The 19002-nt window shown below is 33.0% G+C and carries 22 protein-coding genes and 1 pseudogene; 4 read left to right on the top strand and 19 right to left on the bottom strand.

Annotated elements, in window-relative coordinates:
• The first annotated feature begins 81 nt into the window (after positions 1-81).
• A complete protein-coding gene (locus ACFWDE_RS12555) occupies positions 82-516 on the top strand; it encodes a GNAT family N-acetyltransferase (RefSeq protein ID WP_377892647.1) in 435 nt (144 codons plus the stop codon).
• Positions 517-1502: 986 nt separating this feature from the next.
• Here ACFWDE_RS12555 and ACFWDE_RS12560 read toward each other — a convergent pair.
• The 14 genes from ACFWDE_RS12560 to ACFWDE_RS12625 all read right to left on the bottom strand — a co-directional run bounded on the left by ACFWDE_RS12560 (position 1503) and on the right by ACFWDE_RS12625 (position 10422).
• The gene (locus ACFWDE_RS12560) at positions 1503-2699 is read right to left on the bottom strand and encodes a macrolide family glycosyltransferase (protein WP_377892649.1); all 1197 of its coding nucleotides are present in this window, start codon (positions 2697-2699) and stop codon (positions 1503-1505) included.
• A gap of 92 nt (positions 2700-2791) precedes the next feature.
• Positions 2792-3436 carry a formylglycine-generating enzyme family protein gene (locus ACFWDE_RS12565; protein WP_377892690.1) on the bottom strand — a complete coding sequence of 215 codons (645 nt, stop codon included), beginning with the start codon at positions 3434-3436 and terminating at the stop codon, positions 2792-2794.
• 101 nt (positions 3437-3537) lie between these two features.
• Positions 3538-4035: a DNA topology modulation protein gene (locus tag ACFWDE_RS12570; protein ID WP_377892650.1), complete on the bottom strand. Its 498-nt coding sequence runs from the start codon at positions 4033-4035 to the stop codon at positions 3538-3540.
• Positions 4032-4961, bottom strand: a complete 930-nt coding sequence (locus ACFWDE_RS12575; RefSeq protein ID WP_377892651.1) for a phosphotransferase enzyme family protein — start codon at positions 4959-4961, stop codon at positions 4032-4034. The genes ACFWDE_RS12570 and ACFWDE_RS12575 overlap by 4 nt, the downstream gene beginning before the upstream one ends.
• A gap of 24 nt (positions 4962-4985) precedes the next feature.
• A complete protein-coding gene (locus ACFWDE_RS12580; protein ID WP_377892652.1) occupies positions 4986-5372 on the bottom strand; it encodes a ribosomal maturation YjgA family protein in 387 nt (128 codons plus the stop codon).
• A gap of 92 nt (positions 5373-5464) precedes the next feature.
• Positions 5465-5818 carry an MmcQ/YjbR family DNA-binding protein gene (locus tag ACFWDE_RS12585; protein ID WP_377892653.1) on the bottom strand — a complete coding sequence of 118 codons (354 nt, stop codon included), beginning with the start codon at positions 5816-5818 and terminating at the stop codon, positions 5465-5467.
• Between the two features lie 14 nt (positions 5819-5832).
• Complete coding sequence (locus ACFWDE_RS12590) at positions 5833-6237, bottom strand: GNAT family N-acetyltransferase (protein WP_377892654.1); 405 nt, start codon at positions 6235-6237, stop codon at positions 5833-5835.
• Positions 6238-6273: 36 nt separating this feature from the next.
• On the bottom strand, positions 6274-6690 hold the full coding sequence (locus ACFWDE_RS12595) for a GNAT family N-acetyltransferase (protein WP_016095582.1): 417 nt from the start codon (positions 6688-6690) through the stop codon (positions 6274-6276).
• 34 nt (positions 6691-6724) lie between these two features.
• On the bottom strand, positions 6725-7096 hold the full coding sequence (locus tag ACFWDE_RS12600; RefSeq protein WP_377892655.1) for a hypothetical protein: 372 nt from the start codon (positions 7094-7096) through the stop codon (positions 6725-6727).
• Positions 7093-7869 (bottom strand): serine hydrolase, encoded by a 777-nt coding sequence (locus ACFWDE_RS12605; protein WP_377892656.1) that lies wholly within the window; start codon positions 7867-7869, stop codon positions 7093-7095. Before ACFWDE_RS12605 ends, ACFWDE_RS12600 begins: the two co-directional genes overlap by 4 nt.
• Positions 7870-8025: 156 nt before the next feature.
• The gene (locus ACFWDE_RS12610; RefSeq protein ID WP_377892658.1) at positions 8026-8538 is read right to left on the bottom strand and encodes a GNAT family N-acetyltransferase; all 513 of its coding nucleotides are present in this window, start codon (positions 8536-8538) and stop codon (positions 8026-8028) included.
• Between the two features lie 80 nt (positions 8539-8618).
• Entirely contained in the window at positions 8619-9620 is a 1002-nt protein-coding gene (locus ACFWDE_RS12615; protein WP_377892659.1) for an HAAS signaling domain-containing protein, read from the bottom strand.
• Positions 9607-9954, bottom strand: a complete 348-nt coding sequence (locus tag ACFWDE_RS12620; RefSeq protein WP_377892661.1) for a PadR family transcriptional regulator — start codon at positions 9952-9954, stop codon at positions 9607-9609. The genes ACFWDE_RS12615 and ACFWDE_RS12620 overlap by 14 nt, the downstream gene beginning before the upstream one ends.
• Positions 9955-10089: 135 nt before the next feature.
• Complete coding sequence (locus ACFWDE_RS12625) at positions 10090-10422, bottom strand: DUF952 domain-containing protein (protein ID WP_377892662.1); 333 nt, start codon at positions 10420-10422, stop codon at positions 10090-10092.
• An 82-nt stretch (positions 10423-10504) separates the two neighbouring features.
• Here ACFWDE_RS12625 and ACFWDE_RS12630 point away from each other — a divergent pair, with 82 nt between their 5' ends.
• Positions 10505-10921: a hypothetical protein gene (locus ACFWDE_RS12630; protein ID WP_377892663.1), complete on the top strand. Its 417-nt coding sequence runs from the start codon at positions 10505-10507 to the stop codon at positions 10919-10921.
• Between the two features lie 120 nt (positions 10922-11041).
• Complete coding sequence (locus ACFWDE_RS12635) at positions 11042-11728, top strand: hypothetical protein (RefSeq protein WP_377892692.1); 687 nt, start codon at positions 11042-11044, stop codon at positions 11726-11728.
• 66 nt (positions 11729-11794) lie between these two features.
• Here ACFWDE_RS12635 and ACFWDE_RS12640 read toward each other — a convergent pair whose 3' ends face one another.
• From ACFWDE_RS12640 to recQ, 5 genes and pseudogenes are all read right to left on the bottom strand, one after another.
• Positions 11795-13870 carry a HelD family protein gene (locus ACFWDE_RS12640; protein ID WP_377892664.1) on the bottom strand — a complete coding sequence of 692 codons (2076 nt, stop codon included), beginning with the start codon at positions 13868-13870 and terminating at the stop codon, positions 11795-11797.
• Positions 13871-14110: 240 nt separating this feature from the next.
• Positions 14111-14386 (bottom strand): hypothetical protein, encoded by a 276-nt coding sequence (locus ACFWDE_RS12645; protein ID WP_377892665.1) that lies wholly within the window; start codon positions 14384-14386, stop codon positions 14111-14113.
• Positions 14387-14862: 476 nt separating this feature from the next.
• Positions 14863-15174: pseudogene (locus ACFWDE_RS12650) on the bottom strand (methyltransferase); the annotation flags it as partial.
• Positions 15175-15307: 133 nt separating this feature from the next.
• Positions 15308-15691: a gamma-glutamylcyclotransferase family protein gene (locus ACFWDE_RS12655; RefSeq protein WP_377892667.1), complete on the bottom strand. Its 384-nt coding sequence runs from the start codon at positions 15689-15691 to the stop codon at positions 15308-15310.
• A 25-nt stretch (positions 15692-15716) separates the two neighbouring features.
• Complete coding sequence (recQ, locus tag ACFWDE_RS12660; RefSeq protein WP_377892668.1) at positions 15717-17834, bottom strand: DNA helicase RecQ; 2118 nt, start codon at positions 17832-17834, stop codon at positions 15717-15719.
• 315 nt (positions 17835-18149) lie between these two features.
• On the opposite strand from recQ, the gene ACFWDE_RS12665 reads away from it, so the two are divergent.
• On the top strand, positions 18150-18311 hold the full coding sequence (locus ACFWDE_RS12665; protein WP_087947399.1) for a hypothetical protein: 162 nt from the start codon (positions 18150-18152) through the stop codon (positions 18309-18311).
• The last annotated feature ends 691 nt before the right edge of the window (positions 18312-19002 follow it).

Genomic DNA, 19002 nt, shown 5'->3' on the forward strand with positions numbered 1-19002 from the left:
AGTCAGTTTTTTCTTTTATAGCATTACAGTATGATATACTATGAAAACACATTCATATCACACTTGAAAGGGCTGAACAATTTGCAATCCAAACTCATAACAGAACTTACTGATTTAGAAACTGCCTTTCACATTCGAAAAAAAGTATTTGTAAAAGAACAAGGTGTACCTCTTGAGGATGAATTCGATACATATGACCAAATTGGCGAGGCATGCCGACATATATTAGTTTATTATAATGAACTTCCTGTAGGAACTGGCCGTATACGTTTTGTGGACGGAATGGGTAAACTAGAAAGAATTTGTATTTTAAAAGACTATCGCAAATACGGATTAGGAAAAGTAATAATCCAAGCATTAGAAGAGATTGCTCGTAACAAAGAAGCAAACAAAGTGAAACTACACGGTCAAACACAAGCTGAAGGGTTTTATGAAAAATTAGGCTATCAAACTTCTTCTGATGTATTTATGGAAGATGGAATTCCGCACATACTTATGATGAAAGCATTGGTGTGATAAAAAGGGTATTATATGAATCTGCATTATGGATTCATATAATACCCTTTCTGTATCTTATTCGTTTGAAAGCCTCTTTGATGAATATTCTAGACGGAGATTTGTAAGCATTTAACTTAATGGCAATTTAGTGCTATCCCAACAATACTATGAATAGAGATGTATTCGATACATACTCTTATACCGCTAAATTTACGCTTCTTACAAATAAAAAAATGATGATCCTTGCACACTCAGGAATCATCGTTTTTTATTTGTATAACGTTTAATTTGATTTTACAATTGTAGAAGAGGCTACATTATTCCACATTCTAAATCCATCACCCATACTGTAATTCGTCAAATTATAGACTGCACAAGTATTTATAAGTCCAAGTATACGCCCCTACTCATTAGCATGTTCATAAATAAATAAATGAATGAATGATCCAAGCGGTGTTTTTTAAAACAATAGATTCTTGGAAAAAGACATTCGCATTTTAATAATTGATATTTCTTGCGACTCAATATATCCTATTATTAGAACTGAGTTACATACTTAGAAATCATCACCAAGAGAATCTGCAGGTGTGCAGGTTCTTTTTTATAACATAACTCAAACAAAGCAGAGGTGAAAAGAATGGGGACATTAAAATCTTTAAAGCGTGACGTATACCTATTTATTGCAGGATTAATTTATTTTTCTACAATATGTATTTCAATATATATTACAGAAAATACATTTAACTGGCTGAGTTTTATTCTCGCACTAGCAATGTTATGTGGCTTGGTATTAAGTTTATTAGATATAAAAAATAAAAAGTATTCTATTTAGATGTTTTACTTTCATTTTCTAAATAATATTGTCGCCCATAACCATACAGTTACCATATACAATACATATTAAACCTAACAAAATTCATTCTTTCCATTTAATCAATTCCTCGCTTCATATAACATTAAAGTGTCTATATATTTTAATATAGACACTTTTTACATGTATAGAGTTAATGCCGACCTGTAAATTTTAAAATTTCATCTGCAGCTTGCTTATACCCACCTGATTTTCGGAAAGACTCCTTCATATTCAAAACAGTTTCTTTGAATGAAGAGTTATTTAATAATAGATCTACACTCTCACGTAGTTGACTCTCCGTTAATCCTTGCATTTGTAATGTAACTCCCGCTCCGAGATTCTCAACTTGCCTTGCGATTACTGGCTGATCCGCACTTTGCGGAATTACAATTAGTGGCACTCCATTATAAAGTCCTTCATGTGTACTGTTCATCCCACCGTGTGTAATAAATAATTTTGTATATGTAAGCACCTTAGTTTGTGGAACATAATTTTTCACAATGAAGTTTTTAGGAATCTCACCTAAATCACTTATTTTAGTCTTTTCACCGATAGACATAACAATAGTATAATCGGTATTCTCAAACGCTTTAAAACAAAGTTTATAGAAAGTAATGGCCTCGTTAAAAACCGTACCTAGTGAAATATAAATCGGTCTTTTTCCTTCGATTGCAGTAAAATCGAAGTTTTCTTTTATTAACTGCGTAGAAATAGATGGTCCTACAAATTTATACGTTTCATCAAAATTTTCTCCAAAAGGTTGGAACTCCCTAGTTGTATAAACAATTGTAAGTGGTGCAGGATTATAGAAAATTTCATAAGGAGATTTAATTTCAACACCATATTTTTCTTTAATTCCTATTGTTAAGTTTTGATAATCATTTTTTATTTTTTCAATAGATTCCTCTGGGATATTTTTCGAAAGATGTTCTAACATTCTTGTAAACGATTTTTCATCCTGTGCAAAAGATGTACACGAATTAATTGCTGGAAGCTTTAGAATTTGAGCAATTAAACGGCCCGAGCCAAACATAGAATCGTGAATGATGTAATCAAAATGTTCACCTTCTATTTGTTCTAAAACACTAGGTATTACAACATCCGCTGTATGTAATAGACCATTTATTCTTTCATGTAAATAATTTCGGCCACCGGAAAGAAAAGCTTGTAAAAATTTTTGATCATCAATTGTTCGTACAATAGCACCTGTCTTCTCAATACGCTCCCTGAAAGCTTCTATTGAAAAATAAACTACCTCTTCGCCGCGTGAAATAAGTTCTTCTACAACTTTAATTGTTGGATTAATATGACCTTCTGATCCAGCATTAATGAGCAAAACTCTAGCCATTATAAACACTCCTTAAGTTAAATCATTTCTATGTTGTTAAGAGTATGGATACTCCCCATACTCTTTGCTTTGTTATTTGGATCATTTTACTACTAAATTGACCTAGCAAGCCTAAAACCAAGATCATCTATATGAAATGTAGGATGGCTACGGCGGCGACAAGTAGCGCCGCAACCTCTCGCTCCTTCAGCCCAGCTACCACCCCGGAAAATTCGGTACGATCCATACACCTTTTCATCATACAGATCATAACACCATTCCCAAACGTTCCCTAACATATCATATAATCCCCATGCATTCGGTTCTTTTTTACCGACCTCATGAATATGTCCATCTGAGTTTTCATTATACCAAGCAATCTCTTTAAGCTCTCCATATATGTATCCAGTAGTTCCTGCCTTACACGCATATTGCCACTCTGCTTCAGAAGGTAATCGGTAGCCATTTGAATCTAAATTACAACTAACAATTTGACCGCTATCACTAATAGAATAATACTCTTTTAATCCCGCTTTTTTTGAAATTAAATTACAAAACACAATCGCATCATTCCATGAGATACTTACAACTGGTTTATTATTATCTTTGAATATATTTGGTGTATTATTCGTAATAGCATCATATAATCCCATCGTTACAGCATATTTCGCAAGAAGAAACGGTTTAACTTGAACTTTCCATTCTTTTTTTATTCGATCATCTCTTAATACTACCTCTCCTGTTGGAACTTTTACCATATAAGAATCAGTCGAGCGAATGATTTCATTCAATATTACCCCTCCATTCAAAATGGAACATAATTTAATTCTTTTAATGCATCAACTTATACTTACCGTACTTACTTTAAGAATCGTTGAACCTCACTTGGTGTTTTTAAAATAATAACTCTTTTATCCTTATTTAATTGATCGAGTCTTTTTAAAATTGCAGGTCTTTTCGTCTTAGGATATTCCCATATCCATTTGAAAAATTGTAAGTCAAACCTTTCTTCACATCCAGCACCCATATCCGGTCTTGTTTTATTCCGATATTGCATAATTCTTTTAAAAGCACGATAAACACAAATCGTTCTATGAATATCAAGAAAGATAATTGTGTCAGCTGCATTCAGTCTTATATCCATTGTCCCGCCGTAATTCCCATCAATAATCCACTTCTCATCTTGAATTAAGTTATTTTGAACTGTTCTTTGTTCCTCCCTCGGAACACCTACCCAATTCGGTTTCCAAAATAACGCATCAAGATGATACACCTGTATTTTTAGTTTATTTCCTAACTGCTTTGCTAATGTAGATTTTCCTGAACCACCAGAACCAATTAATATTATTTTTTTCATATTAATACGGTCCTTACTATAGATTCTTCAATATCTTCCTTATTTGCAAAAATCCAGAAGAACATCTCTTCATTCAACTTTAATAAATTTGGTAACTGAACAAAATAAGTAATAAAGATAACCTGAATAGAAAGCATGACATACCAAATGGATTGTAGTTCTTCTCTCGTTAAAATGCTTTGTTTATAATATCCTTCAAAGATTTTGCTGACAATATGTAACCATTTCCCTCTTACTGTTTCATCACTAAATAGCTCACTTAATATACTTGTACAGCAGTAGCATAAATCGAACACCCTTACATTGCTTTCTAAAAGTTCAAAATCTATAAACCCCTGAACATCACTTTCTTTAAAGATTACATTCGATAAGTGCATATCCCGGTGAATAATTTGTTTCGGTAATGAGTGAACCGTTTCCTTGAAAGCTATATGTATTTGATCCATTATTTGAATTACATCCTGATGAACATGTTCATTCTTTTCTAAAATTGGTAAAGCCCATCCGTATACTACTTTATATAAATCTCTTTTTATTAGCTCATTAGCACTATTCACTGACTTTAGTGCGTGATGTAGATTAGCTATTTCCTCTCCAATTGTGCTTCCTACCTCTTTCAGCTTTTCTGTATCTTTTATTTCTAGTACACTTCCGGCAACATATTCGTACAAACAATAATACTTCTCTTTATAAAATACGTACCTTTCATCATCTCTCGTTTTCACTAATTTTTGTACTTTAATTCCTTTCTCATCAAGCTGTTCTAATACATTTAATTCATTTAGAATCTGCTTGATGAATCCCTTTTCCTTTAAAATATACACTTTATTATTACAATGAATATTCGTTACTTTAGGTTGAATTACAGTAGCTGTGAGATTTTTATCTTGAAACCAAAACTTTGCAATTTCTAAAATATCCTCCATATACAAATACCCCTTTTTAAGTTCTTATTTCTTTGGTAGCATAAACTCACCAAGCATCCCTACTCCAACACCAATTGTGTAAGCCACTAAATCACTCCATAAAAATCCGTAACCTAAAACGAGTCCACCTAAAGTCGTGGCACGAATATTATCAATCCAAGGTGCATGGTACAATTGGCTAATTTCAATCCCGTAGCAAAATATCAAACTAATAAAAGCTAATTTCTTCGTTTCTATTTTAGGAAACAAAAATCCGAATCCAGTGAAAATCATTAATGCCCATAAAGCATCACCTAAGTAATCATTTAACAAATCAGGTAACGCAAAAGCAAACTTTCTGGAGCTGAGACCTAAAATAATAACAACTATAGTAAACATTACATATAGTAATCTATTTCGTTTCGTATTCATTTCAAAAGCTCCTAATTCATAATTTAAAACTGCAAATAGCTAGTAAAATATAATCATTTTACTAGCTATTTATGGTCGACTTCACTTTGTATTTAATCCAATAACTCTTGCTGCTTTTTCTTTGAAAATGATTGTAGTACTAAATCATAAGACCAATCTATCATCTTATTAATTTGTTCTTGTCCTACATCTTTATGTATGTACACTGTATTCCAATGCTTTTTGTTCATATGATATCCAGGAATAATTGTTTCCGGATAATCTTCTCTTATTCGCAAGGCAAGTTCTGGATCACATTTTAATGTAATCGCAGCTTTTTCACCTTCTTCATGGTTCACTATCGCAAATATTTTATTATTGAGCCTCATACATGTTGTACTCCAGCCATCCGGAGAATCTTCTGTCGCTTTTCTTTTCGATAAACAATACTCTCTCGTTGCATTCATTCTTCTGGCACCTCTTATTCTTCCACTATTTGATTACGATGCATCACAATTTGCTTCGTCGCTTTAAATTGCTGTTCACCATAAAACTTTATGAGTTTCTCTCCGCAAAATAGACTAACAATATCAATATGAGAAATCTCTTTCAGTAACAATGTTAGCATCTTCTCACCAATTCCTTTGTTTCTTACACTTTCATGTACGACAACATCTTCAATATACGCCCGAAAAACACCATCAGTAACAACTCTAGCAAATCCAATTAATTTATTTTCTTCCCATACTCCAATTGCTATACTATTCTTTAACATTTTTTCAATATCGATTTCTTTTCTTTCTGGCCACCAGCCGACAGAATCAAAAAGCTGCTTTATTTTCCCTGCACAAATCAGTTGTTCATGCTGAAATTTATACGTGTACATTTTTCTTTCTCCTATTAGTTAGTATACATAATATTATTATAATCTCTTTTCTAAGAAATGTTGACTATGCCCCTTCGGATGATCTTCAACAACACCATATTCTCGGTATCCGTGCTTTTTATAAAATTCTGGTGCTTGGAAACTAAATGAATCTAGTAATATTAGTCTACACCCTTTTTCCTTCGCAATTTCTTCGATTTTATGCAACAATTGACTGCCGTATCCATCATGGCGAACTGATTCATCAACCCATAAAAAATCGATATGTAGGTGATAAAAATACATCGTTCCTGTTACGCCGCCAAAAATTTTCCCTTCCTCATCTTTTACTACAAAACTTACTTGTTCCATCGGTTGCTTTACTTCATCTGTTAAAATAGACATGTTATATTGAATTACTTTATTTTTAATGTATTCTCCTTCAATACGAGTACCATTCTCTATGTGTTTCATATATATTTCTTCCTTTCAACTTAGTAGGCTACATTTAATTTTTATTTCTTTTCTTTAAAATACTAATAAATATAAATCCGCCATATGTAACAAAACATGAGAAACCAATTATCCCTGGTACAGAGACATAGCCTATTCTTACATAACTAATAACTGCAAAACTAACAATTAATAATAAAATAGATGGCCAAAATATAAGAGCTGTTTGTCTTCGTCTCTGTTTCGATGTACTTTCTCTCTCTTCAGAAACACGTGTACCAAAAAGCAATACAATACAAATAAGAATCGCTGCAAAGTAAATTGTATCTAATGAAAAATTGTGATCGTATAGTGCGATTCCAACTTCAAGAGCAATAATTGTTATAATTAAAATAATGATTGTTGAAGTCTTTAAGTTTCGTTTCAATCACTCACTCCTAGCATGCTTTCACTATATTCTTTGTATATGTATTTCAAAGCTGTTGTAATAGTTTCATCAACCTCTATATTATGAACTCGCTCGGGTAAATCTTTTCCTCCAATTACATAAAGAAACGGGAGTTCATTAAACATTCCCATTATACCAATATTTATTGTAGCTGTGGGCAATCCACCTGTCATATGAGCTAAATGATAATACGGTATACTTTCATAATCACTTTGTTGTCTTACCATTCCATTAATAATTGGTTCCCATACTGCTGGTTCTGATTTATAACCTTGAAAAATATGTACTAAAAGCGAAAGAACTTGATTTAATTCTCCAACATTTTTCTCATCTCTAGCATTCTCTTGTATATAAATTTTTGAAAAGTACGTTTGGGCATTTATTTTCACAGCATCCCATCCACCGCAGTGCTTTACAACCGAGTGAGCAATATAACTGTCGTGACAAGCTATCATCACTTCTACTGCTTTACTAAGTGTTAAAGTACTTCTTCCTTGTAGATGCGGATATAACTGTGCGCTATCTTCATGTGGATTAAATTTAATGTGACGAAGTATATCATTCCAATTACGTTTATTTTCCTTCACCATTTGTGCTGCTACAAATCCAATTACTACTTTGGCTGCCGATGCTAAAGGAATATATAATTCACCATTATATGAAGCAACTATACGTTCGTTTTTTGTAGAATAAATAACTACTCCTACATGACCAGATTGTATCTCTTTCATTTTTCGAATGACAGTTTCCATTTCCATTCCTCTTTTCACATCGTTATATCACCTTCTAATAATTCAATATAGAATATAAAAAACCTTTTTTGACAGATTATATTTGTTACTACAATAAAAAGAGGTAGCATGAATTACTCCTTGCTACCTAAAAATATAAATTTTCACGAAAAACTTCTATTCTTCTATAGGATTTTCAGGCCCGTTAAGCTCCAATTGATAAAAGGCTAAATCCAGCCATCTATTAAACTTATAACCAGCTTTTTGTATTGTTCCGGCACGAACAAATCCATAATTTTGATGCAAGGCAATACTTTTCTCGTTTTCCGCATCAATTCCAGCAATTAAGGTCATATATTCTCTTTCTTTTGCAGTTGCGATTAATTCTTCCATCAAAGAGGACCCAATACCATTTTTTCTATATTCCTTATCAACATACACAGAATGTTCAATTGAATATTTGTAGGCAGGCCACGCTCTAAATGGGCCGAATGTCGCAAATCCTACTACTTTATTATCTAGTTCGTATACGAAAATTGGATAGCCATCAGCCTTTTTTTGTTCATACCAATCTATTCTATTTTCAAGGGTTACAGGTTTATACGCATATACAGCTGTTGTATAAAGTATTGCATCATTATAAATATCTAAAATATATGCTACATCTCTTTTAGTTGCTTCCCTTATCATTGTTTTCTTCCTTTCATAATGTTAATCTTCTTTCACTATTTTTTTAACAATTTTATTTTACCGAAATTTCTGTTTTATTTCTACATACGAATACTAGCTTTTCGGAAACCATCAAATATATTAATCGCCGCGGACAACGTATAAAAGATAATTCCACCGCCAACTAACCACGTTTTAAATCCCTCTAGGGAAATAGTAAACACATTTGCCACATACGTAATAAATCCTTCGTTAAATAAATACGGATTTACTACAATTACAATGAATACTATCGTTCCGGCTACTTGAAGAATAGCATTCCCAATTGCCAACCTTTGCGTCCATTGTCCTTGTACTAACTTATAAAGTGATATACCTATTTCGAAAACGATCATAATTACAACGATTGGCCAGTACTGGAGTAAAACATCTTGATTAAAAGTTGGCGCGACAAACTTCAGTCCATTTGCTGTGCCATTATATACGCCAACAAGATGATTCGCATAAAAGTAAAGTGTAGCCCAAACTGCTGTCCACATCAAACCTCCAAAAACTTCAAACTTTGAGATCGACTTTTTCTTTGGAACATACGAGATATTTTTCAAATCATCAGGAGTCCATTTTTTTAAACTTGTCGTCAACGGTTGGGTACCTCTGTCTTTATCTGTTCTTTCTAAAATAGCAAATACAAGTGTCAACCAGAAAAATACATGGAGGCCTACTTCGACAATTTCGCCAATGCCTTTACCTATCAATTGTAAAATAACATTTAATACTGCTTGATCACCAGTATAGCCTATAAAATTTTCTGCAACCATTGAAATGAGTGCGATAACAGCTGCAATTGGTATAATCATTTTTAATAATGTCGTATATACATCAAAATAACGTGGTCCAATTAAATGCATCGGTCTATCCAAATACCCACTAGCCAATGAAACTGGGCTCCCCAATTTTTCGAGAACGCTCTTTACATCTTCCTCATTATAATCATCAGGTAACATATCCTCTATTGTCGACCGTAATTCAAGCGTAATATCTTCACGATTTTTTTCAGGTAATCGCTTCTCAACTTCATGGACGTACATATCAATCAAACTCATTCTTGTCCTCCTCCTTTAATAGGTTATAAAGTTCTTTCGAATCCTTTATCCATTCCTTTTTCAATTGCAAAAATATCTCTAATCCATATTCACTTAAAACATAATACTTACGAGGTCTACTCTCCGTTTTATCCCAACTACTCGTCACTAGCTCCTGCTTTTCTAATCGGCGAAGTAGCGGATATAAAGTACTTTGATCTATCATGATTCCTGATTGTTCCAACAATTGGACAAGTGAATATCCATACTGCGGCGTTCTTAGTTGGCTTAAAACCGCTAATGTCAATGTCCCTCTTCTTAGCTCAGTAATTAATGAATTTAATAAAGTATCCATTCACTCACCTCATTTTTATTACTATATGTCATACAGTATGTGTTTTATACTATGTATCGTACAGTATAGTTGTGACAAAAACAACCGATTTTTATAAAAATCAGAAAATAAGAAACTTAAATACCAATAATACTTTTAACTATGTACCTCTGGTAATATAAACTCTCCTTTTTCTTTAGAAAATGGGACAACCTCTACAATCGCCTCAACATTGATTACTCCATATACATGCGGGTATTCTTGACCGTTTGAAGCAAGTTCATATTTTATTTCTGCTTTTACAAGGGATGGATCAATTGTAAGTAATAAAGCATCTTCTTCATGACTGAAATGTTTTTGAGCCACTTTTAAAGCTTGGTCTAATAATGAACAATGAATAAATCCCTCTTCTTTAAGTGAGGCTTCATTAATCTCTCCAATTGTTTTTGCGATTTCCCAATTTCTTTTTGTTATTACTTTTGTAATCATAGCTTTTCCCCTTTTTTAATATATGTAATGATATAATAATACTAAAATTTCCAACAAATGATTAGTTGATTGGAGAATCTTAATGGATAAAAAATTAGAAGAGATCATTGTAAAATCATTTTTTACTAAGCGCCTTCAAGATAGAGTACTATTTGAGCTTTCTTCTTCAAAAAAACGTAAAGATGCGATCGGTCGCCTTTGCCATAATTACAGAACTACGCTACGTGAAGAATATATGATTAAAATTCCTAAACCTAATTCGTGTCCAATTGATATAGGTCGTCTGTTAAAAAAACATGGGGCTGATGATTCTTGCTACGCCATATCATGGGACACTAAAATCGATGGGAAAACACTCCCTTTGCTGGACGCATTAGAGGCTGCTGTTGGAATGGGAATGCCTTCTATTCTATACTCAATTACAAATCAAGTTGCGTATTTTGAAGCAGAACAAGAAACACTTCCATCACCAAGATTTATACTTAAACGCACATATTAATGCATATAACTCCATTGAGCTTTTTTATTACATTACCCAATTAAAATTTCATTTTAACAGGATGGAGATACAATATTGAAAAATAAAAATCACACTACATTACAAAGCATTATTATACATATGAATACAAATAAGAACTGGTACGATTTTATTTCTTACTGTCAGCAGCTCGAAGCAGGACTTCGAAAATTAGCATTTAAACATTTAGATACATTTATTACAAATGCAAAGAAATGGGAATCTAAAAATCAAGAAGAGTTTGCTATTACGCTGTTTACTATTTTAGATACATCAAACGAAAAAAATGAAGCGTTAACTTTCCCACTAAATCGTTTTCTAATAGACATACTAAGTCAATGGATGGAAAAAGACCCTTATGATTCAAGACCTTTTAGATGGATGGGACTTTATATGTATTCTGCAATAACAGACAATGATTTAGAAACACTTTTCCGAAAAGCAATTGAAATAGGTGGCGATACAGAACAAAAGGCGATGATACGTCTTGTTTCTTACTATATTAATTGCTTAGAGTTTGGGACACATGAATTCCCATCAGGGTATTGCGGGGATTTAAGCGAATGTATTGAAAAACTTCCCTTTATGGTTCAATTAATTGATAAAATTCAGGATGAGAACATAAAAGGACAAAAAATTGGGCAAATGCAAGAACAACTAAAATTAGTTCTAGATTGGCTAAAGCATACACAAAATCCGGCAGATGCTATTCGTCTATGGGAAAAAGAACAGATTAAGGAATTAGAGAATATCATATTGTATTATTTAAACAACCGCTCAGGTCGTTAATTCATCTAGCTTTTAAATATAAAAAAGAGGATTTTCATGCCCTACTAGAAAATCCTCTTTTTACATTTATTTTAATCCTTTAATTAAAGGCGACGCTTCACCGCTATGGAAAATCCATAAATCATGAAGCGATCTCGTACATCCGACATACAATAATTTCGCATCATGTTTTGTGTTTTTGTAATGTTCTCCATCAACGTCGATTAGAAGTACAGCATCAAATTCTAACCCTTTCGCCAAATATACAGGTACTACCGAAATACCACCTTCATACTTACTTTGATCTGCTTCAATGAAGTTAACAGTCAACCCTGCATCTGTTAACTTCTCATATATATCACGGCATTCATCATCTGTTCTTCCAATTACCGCGATTGTTTTCACATCTTCATTTTGCAAATGCTGTAATGTCTTTAAAACTTCAGTAAATTGGTCCTCTGCCCGGATTACTTTCACGTCTTCCCCACTACGGAAAACTGGTGTTGCGAGTCCTACTGGAATCTCTGCATTTTTAATTATTTCATTCGCGAATTCAATAATTTCTCTTGTAGAACGATAACTTCTCGTCAGTTCATAATAACCTGTTTCTTGGAATACTTCCTTAAAAGCACCCCAGTCTTCAATTCCTTGATAATCATAAATCGCTTGAGATAAATCACCTAATATAGTGAAAGAATTACCTAGTGTAATTTCTTTTAATACATAAACTTGGAATGGTGAAAAATCTTGGGCTTCATCAATAACGACGTGATGGAACTTCTGTCCGATTTCAATGCCTGTTATGCGATGATGTATGTAAATTAAAGCTGGCAAGTCTTCTACATACACTTCTTTTTTACGACAATTCTTTTCTGTTTCTTGAACAAGCTCTTCAGGTAAAACCTCGAGTATTTCTTTACTCTTCAACATTGAACTATACAGTGAAAGCGGGCTCATTTTCGGCCAAAAATTCATATATGTGTTCAATCTCTTTGTCGCTTCTTTTTTTAGTAACTTTTTCTCGTTTGTTTCTCCAAACTTTTTAAGTTCAATTTCAATCCAGCGCTTCATACGGCCGACTAAACGTTCTCTTCTTTTCTTTAATGGATAATGTTTATATTCGACTTGCATCCATTTTTTAACGTCTTCCACTGGAATAACTGCTTTATCCCATGCCTCAAAATCTTTTGTTGGCACTAATTCTTTTTCAAATTGAATCATTCTTTCTTCAATAAACGACTTAAATTCCAGCGTGCCTTTTAATTTACCAAGCATAACCTTTTTTTCATCGCGATTAATTGAAAAAGCTTCTTTCAATTTTTCTTCTGTTTGCTTCAGTTTCACCGAACCATCTAACGTACGTAATGCCCAATCTGGAAACGTTGTTTGGCTAATATTTCCTACCCCTAACTCAGGAAGTACACTCGAAATATAGTCTAAAAACAAACTGTTTGGAGCAAATACGATCATTCTCTCCGCTTCAAGTTGTTCACGATATTCATAAATTAAAAAAGCAAGGCGATGTAAAGCGATCGTTGTTTTTCCGCTCCCTGCAACCCCTTGAATTAATAATGGTAAGTTTCTTTCCGCACGAATAATATCATTTTGCTCCGATTGTATAGTCGAAACGATATCTTTTAATTTATTATCTTTATTCTCACCTAATCGATATAGAAGAAAATCATCAGCATGCGAGACATCTTCATTTCCTTTCACATATGTATCAACAACACGTTCTAGTTCTCTCTTTCGAATAGAAATGTTTCGCTTTAAATAAACATGGCCTTCTACTAATCCGTCTGGTGAATGATAAAATGCTAATTCATCACCACCGGTAAATGAATAAAACATACTTGCGACAGGTGCACGCCAATCAATTACAATTGGTTTCATCGTATCTTTATCTGAAACACCTACTTTACCGATGTAAATCGGCATAACTTCTTCCTTGCCATCCTCCTGAAAGTCTAATCTTCCAAAATACGGCTCATGTACACCTATACGTAAATTTTGTCTATTAGACTCCCTCATACTTTCAAGAATTTGCTCTTTAAAATCTTCTCCATAATAAACTGGGATTTTTTCAAGCTGTTCTAATTGATCATCCATCGTACTTAATGTATCTTTCATTTTTTGTAACTCTTCGTCAAAAATGTTGTTCATTTGATGATTCCCTCCTGTCCGTTCTAATTTTTCAGTCGAGATACAATTGTATTAAAAATCCATTTATAAAGTCAATAGTTTGATTGAGAATTTTCCGAAATAAATAAAAATACAAAAACATGCCTCTTTATCTCAGATTTTGAAGTATCCTTAAAACAAAATTTTCTCTCTCTTTATTTTCTTTACTTCATAGATTGCTTACAAAAAATCTAGATGGCACTGTGTGTGAAAATAATCATTCTAGTTATCCGAATCATTCCACTGACGACTTATTTCTAGGCCATAATCCATATCGTAAACTTCTTTTATAGCTTTAACTTTTTCAAGACTTGCATCGCTAAATACAGGTTTATTTTCAAAAGAATGTAGAACGATTCTTTCAAGAAGAACGCCTAGCGAAATATCATGATATTCTGCCATCGCTTTCAAAACTTTTACCATTCTTTTTTCCATCCTAATACCAGTTTGCACACGTTCAACTTTAATTTTTGTGTTTTTTTCATTTATTTGTTTCATAATTTCACATCCTTAATGTAAAAAATGCTATTTTGTTACCTTGATAATAATGTATCATTATAACATCGATGCATGTTTTGTCAATTGTGTCATTTTATTATTGGTTAAACATAATAGATTCTCGCCCTATTACTATTATCAAGATAATGTAAATTTGTATCCGTATAACGAAAAAAACGCTATTCTTTTTATAGAAATATACAAAAAGGATGGCGTTTTTAATATGAATTTATCTATTTTTAATGAACTAGTATTAGTTTTCAAATAATCACAACGATATATGCTGCCTAATAATTTGGAGTGATTAGTTAAAAAGATCTGATTCGTTTAACAAACAAGTGAATATCAACTATTTTCGTCGTATTTGTTTATTAGATTCTACAAATTTGAAATACCCCTCATACACATAAACTTATCTTAATGTGTATGAAGGATAAGCCCTGCCTTTTCTTTATTTCTTTATTTCTTTTTTACTTTTATACGATACGATAAGATAAGCAATCATATAGTGAAGCTTGCTCTTTATATCGCGATTGTTCAAAATCAAATGCTCCGCCTGGGAAGAATCCTACAATACTTAAACCTGCTTCAGCACATAAATTGCTAATCTCTTCAACTGTATAGCAACGTAAAGACTGTGTCACAATATTATTTGGATAATTAGGATTCCACCAATGATCTAGCATTCTTTCATTTATACTGTCATACTCATACTTTCGCATCGCTGTACCAAGTGACATCTCTCTCCCATTCACTGCTTTCCAATACAATGGTTGATAGATATCAATTTGATAGAAATCCCCCTTATTATTTCCCTACATTTACAATTTATCAAAATAATAAAAATTTTAAAAGTATAAATTCAAAAAGCAGATAATGGATTATTCCACTATCTGCTTTCACATCATTCTATAGCTTTTTTTATTTTCCCTTTTGATACTCCACCCAATCACCAGAAATAATAACTTTCTTTAACATTTCTCTATCTTGAGCAACATACACATATGCATGTGTTTCTATATCCCCAAAATAAATAGTTTGGGTAATCCGGTCATATAAATCACTCTCTGCATTACCTGTATATTCTTCAAGTTCATCTAATTTTTGCAGAACATCACTATTTACTTCATAAACTTCCCCGTATACTTTTTCCTCGTTTGAACAAATCATTGCAGGATACCCTTCGTTTGTATCAAATAATTTGCCATACGTCCATGCTCCGTCTGCGATGCATGTTGCACCTCGCATATAATGAGCATTCGTTTGCTCTTTTCTTAACGTGCCATACACGAAAACATGATACATATATCCCTATCCCCTTTATATGTCTCTACTTTCTTATTTGTAAATATGCACGAATCATAAAGTAACTCACTTCATCTGGAAGCTGTTCTTTAATAGATTTCAAACCACCTTCTGCATTTTGTACGGCAGTTTCAATAAGAGCTTCATACTCTGTTGGAACAAAGCTTTGCCACTCTACTTCCATACCATCTTCATGGCAACGGATTAAGTGGTTTTCAATCGTTTGTCTTGATAGACCTCTATCTTTCGCAATCTCATTTAGATCAATGCCTTGTTTATACATTTCATACGTTTCTATATGAGAATTCGCTGAAGCTTTTCCTGATTTTTTACGCTCTGAAACAACTTCTGTCTTAATTGTTTCAGCATAGTTTGGATTATCATCAATGAAGTGCTGAACTGCTTGTAAGAAGTGAGACCCGTACTTCACAAGTTTGTGTTCTCCGATTCCTTTTACAGTTAGGAGTTCGGAGTCACTTTGTGGCATTTTTGCACACATATCTTTTAACGTTTGGTCAGAGAAAATAACAAACGGTGGTACACCTTCTCCTTGCGCAATTTCTTTACGCACTTCACGAAGCACTTCAAATAAAGGATGGTCTTGAACAATTTGTCTCGTTTCTACTCGTTCTTTGCGTAAAACATTCACTTTACCAAGTAGTGCTTCTTTCCCTTTTTCCGTTACTTTTAATGTCGGATATGTACCATGTTCAACTGCAATCAACTCGTCTGAAATTAAAAACTCAATAAACTCACTGACTTCTTTTACACTACGGTTTGATAAAAGACCATACGTTGGCAAAGTATGAAAATTAAATTCAATGACTTTCTTATTTTTCGATCCAGTTAATACTTGTGCAATCATTTGTTTTCCGAATCGTTGGTTTGTCCTGATCATACAAGATAGAACCATTTGTGATTCTCTCGTTACATCAATACTTTCACGGTCGTCCGTACAATTACCACAACGGCCGCAATCTTCCTTCGGTTCTTCTCCAAAGTATTGCAAAATAAATGATTGTAAACATTGTTCTGTATGACAGTAATCGGTCATATTTTGCAATTTTTCTAGTTCATTTGAAAAACGTGATTCTCCAGTTGATTGATCGATTAAAAAGCGTTGTACTTGCACATCTTGAGAAGAATATAACAAAATACATTCACTATCTAATCCGTCACGACCAGCACGTCCTGCCTCTTGATAGTAACTTTCCATATTTTTTGGAAGTTGATAATGAATAACGTAACGAATATTTGATTTATCAATCCCCATTCCAAACGCTGATGTCGCTACCATAACACTGATTTCATCTCGTAAAAAGAGTTCTTGCTGTTCATTTCGATCGTGATCGCTCATACCTGCATGATATTTCGATACTGAAACTCCTGCTTTCCCTAGATCTTCATATAACTGATCGACTACTTTTCTTGTAGCTGCATATATAATCCCAGATTCCTTCTGATTTTGACGAATATAATCTGCTAAATACGCATTACGATCCTGTCCTTTAATTACTGAAAATGATAAGTTCTCGCGCTCGAACGTTGTCATAATTGTATTTTCTTGATTAATTTCAAGCGTGCTACAAATATCATCACGTACTTGTGGTGTTGCCGTTGCCGTTAAAGCTAAAACGAGCGGTTTTTCTGGAAGATAATCTAATATGCGATGTATATGTAAATAACTTGGACGGAAATCATGACCCCACTGCGAAATACAGTGCGCCTCATCAATCGCAATCATTGGAATTTTCATATCGATAAGTTGGTCAACAAACTCCATAGAATCAAGACGCTCAGGCGCCACGTAAAGCAATTTGTAATGTCCTTGTTTCGCCAATTGAATTCGTTGATTCGCTTCTGTAATAGAAATAGAACTATTAATATATGTAGCGGAAATACCGTTTTGTATTAATGTATCTACTTGATCTTTCATAAGTGAAATCAAAGGTGATATAACTAATGTCGTTCCTTCGAATACTAATGCGGGAATTTGATAGCAAATTGACTTACCACCGCCCGTTGGCATAATACAAACTGTATCTTTCCCATCTAATACATTTTTAATTGTTTCATCTTGTCCTCTTCGGAATGACGAATAACCGAAATAAGACGCTAAAAGTTCTTGTGCTTTTGTAAACAAAAAAGAGTCACCTGCTTTTCTTTATCTTTCATCTATTCCTATTATATCATCACTTTTGCGTCATGAAAGTGCTGAATGACAGAGTTATATAATCTATCCTCAAACTGATTCTCACCATCCTTTTTCATTATTCTAAGTTTCTCTTCATTTTGGATATTAATTAATATCGATGTTTTAAGTTACTTTCTATGTTTTACAACATTTAAAACACAAATCTAGTACCCATAAAGAAAGAATTTCAATATAGATATTCATTTTATTTACCTTCATAGAATATTACTAATCGTATACATGTGAATTTGAGGAGGTTAAATTATGAAACGTAGTTACAATAGTTCCATCAAGCCTAAAGAGTCAAATGAAAAACTCCAATTTTCTAATAATGATGCGTGGAAATATGAATCATTTTATAAGTATCAGCCCTTATTTTCTTATAGCAAGCTTATGAATTTCCTTTCTCAACTTTTTAAACGTTAATACATGTGCCAAATATACATCATTCAAACAAATTTTCTCAACATATAACTTATAGACTTACTACAATACAGTTGTTACCATATATAATAATCTGTTAGATAAACCCCTTATGTTGACCTGCTTAAATTAGCAGGTCTTTTTTATCCTTACATATTGCAATCTATGGTATCCTGGCTGAAAAGTCTTTTCTCTATTTTAGAACCCTATTCCGCTCTTCACAAATGATTATAATTCCAAAAGGAAAAATATAAATCCGCTACATTCATACAAGCAATTCATTTTTTCTCAATACACAAAGTGAATTTCATTTGTTACTATAAAAGTACTCTAGATGAGTTTTTGCTCATCAACATTATCTAGTTAAAGGGGTCTGCCGCGGGAAGCAGATCCCTTTAACTTTATTAAAAAGTACCCTTCTCATTTGGACACATTTACCAGGTTTTTTCGAAAGAATTTTATGTTAATATTACGTAGTCGAGTCCGACATCTCGGCAATACCCTTTAGAGGTCCTGCAATTTCCCTTGCAGGACCTCTATTATTTTAAAATTCTTTTGATTTATATATATCATAAGTATATTTTTCATTCCCCTTCAACTTTCTCCTTTTCCAACTCTCAAAAAAACTCTTGGACACGTAACTTAAAAATAACGTTTATCATATTGTGAGATATACATGTTCAAAGGAGTGTAA

Source organism: Bacillus sp. NPDC060175, assembly GCF_042728695.1.
In the GTDB taxonomy this organism is placed as follows: Bacteria; Bacillota; Bacilli; order Bacillales; family Bacillaceae_G; genus Bacillus_A.

Coding starts and splice junctions, on each gene's coding strand:
- ACFWDE_RS12560 (WP_377892649.1), bottom strand. CDS start 2,699: ATGGCTAGAGTTTTGCTCATTAATGCTGGATCAGAAGGTCATATTAAT.
- ACFWDE_RS12565 (WP_377892690.1), bottom strand. CDS start 3,436: ATGGTAAAAGTTCCAACAGGAGAGGTAGTATTAAGAGATGATCGAATA.
- ACFWDE_RS12570 (WP_377892650.1), bottom strand. CDS start 4,035: ATGAAAAAAATAATATTAATTGGTTCTGGTGGTTCAGGAAAATCTACA.
- ACFWDE_RS12575 (WP_377892651.1), bottom strand. CDS start 4,961: ATGGAGGATATTTTAGAAATTGCAAAGTTTTGGTTTCAAGATAAAAAT.
- ACFWDE_RS12580 (WP_377892652.1), bottom strand. CDS start 5,372: ATGAATACGAAACGAAATAGATTACTATATGTAATGTTTACTATAGTT.
- ACFWDE_RS12585 (WP_377892653.1), bottom strand. CDS start 5,818: ATGAATGCAACGAGAGAGTATTGTTTATCGAAAAGAAAAGCGACAGAA.
- ACFWDE_RS12590 (WP_377892654.1), bottom strand. CDS start 6,237: ATGTACACGTATAAATTTCAGCATGAACAACTGATTTGTGCAGGGAAA.
- ACFWDE_RS12595 (WP_016095582.1), bottom strand. CDS start 6,690: ATGAAACACATAGAGAATGGTACTCGTATTGAAGGAGAATACATTAAA.
- ACFWDE_RS12605 (WP_377892656.1), bottom strand. CDS start 7,869: ATGGAAACTGTCATTCGAAAAATGAAAGAGATACAATCTGGTCATGTA.
- ACFWDE_RS12610 (WP_377892658.1), bottom strand. CDS start 8,538: ATGATAAGGGAAGCAACTAAAAGAGATGTAGCATATATTTTAGATATT.
- ACFWDE_RS12615 (WP_377892659.1), bottom strand. CDS start 9,620: ATGAGTTTGATTGATATGTACGTCCATGAAGTTGAGAAGCGATTACCT.
- ACFWDE_RS12620 (WP_377892661.1), bottom strand. CDS start 9,954: ATGGATACTTTATTAAATTCATTAATTACTGAGCTAAGAAGAGGGACA.
- ACFWDE_RS12625 (WP_377892662.1), bottom strand. CDS start 10,422: ATGATTACAAAAGTAATAACAAAAAGAAATTGGGAAATCGCAAAAACA.
- ACFWDE_RS12630 (WP_377892663.1), top strand. CDS start 10,505: ATGGATAAAAAATTAGAAGAGATCATTGTAAAATCATTTTTTACTAAG.
- ACFWDE_RS12635 (WP_377892692.1), top strand. CDS start 11,042: ATGAATACAAATAAGAACTGGTACGATTTTATTTCTTACTGTCAGCAG.
- ACFWDE_RS12640 (WP_377892664.1), bottom strand. CDS start 13,870: ATGAACAACATTTTTGACGAAGAGTTACAAAAAATGAAAGATACATTA.
- ACFWDE_RS12645 (WP_377892665.1), bottom strand. CDS start 14,386: ATGAAACAAATAAATGAAAAAAACACAAAAATTAAAGTTGAACGTGTG.
- ACFWDE_RS12655 (WP_377892667.1), bottom strand. CDS start 15,691: ATGTATCATGTTTTCGTGTATGGCACGTTAAGAAAAGAGCAAACGAAT.
- ACFWDE_RS12665 (WP_087947399.1), top strand. CDS start 18,150: ATGAAACGTAGTTACAATAGTTCCATCAAGCCTAAAGAGTCAAATGAA.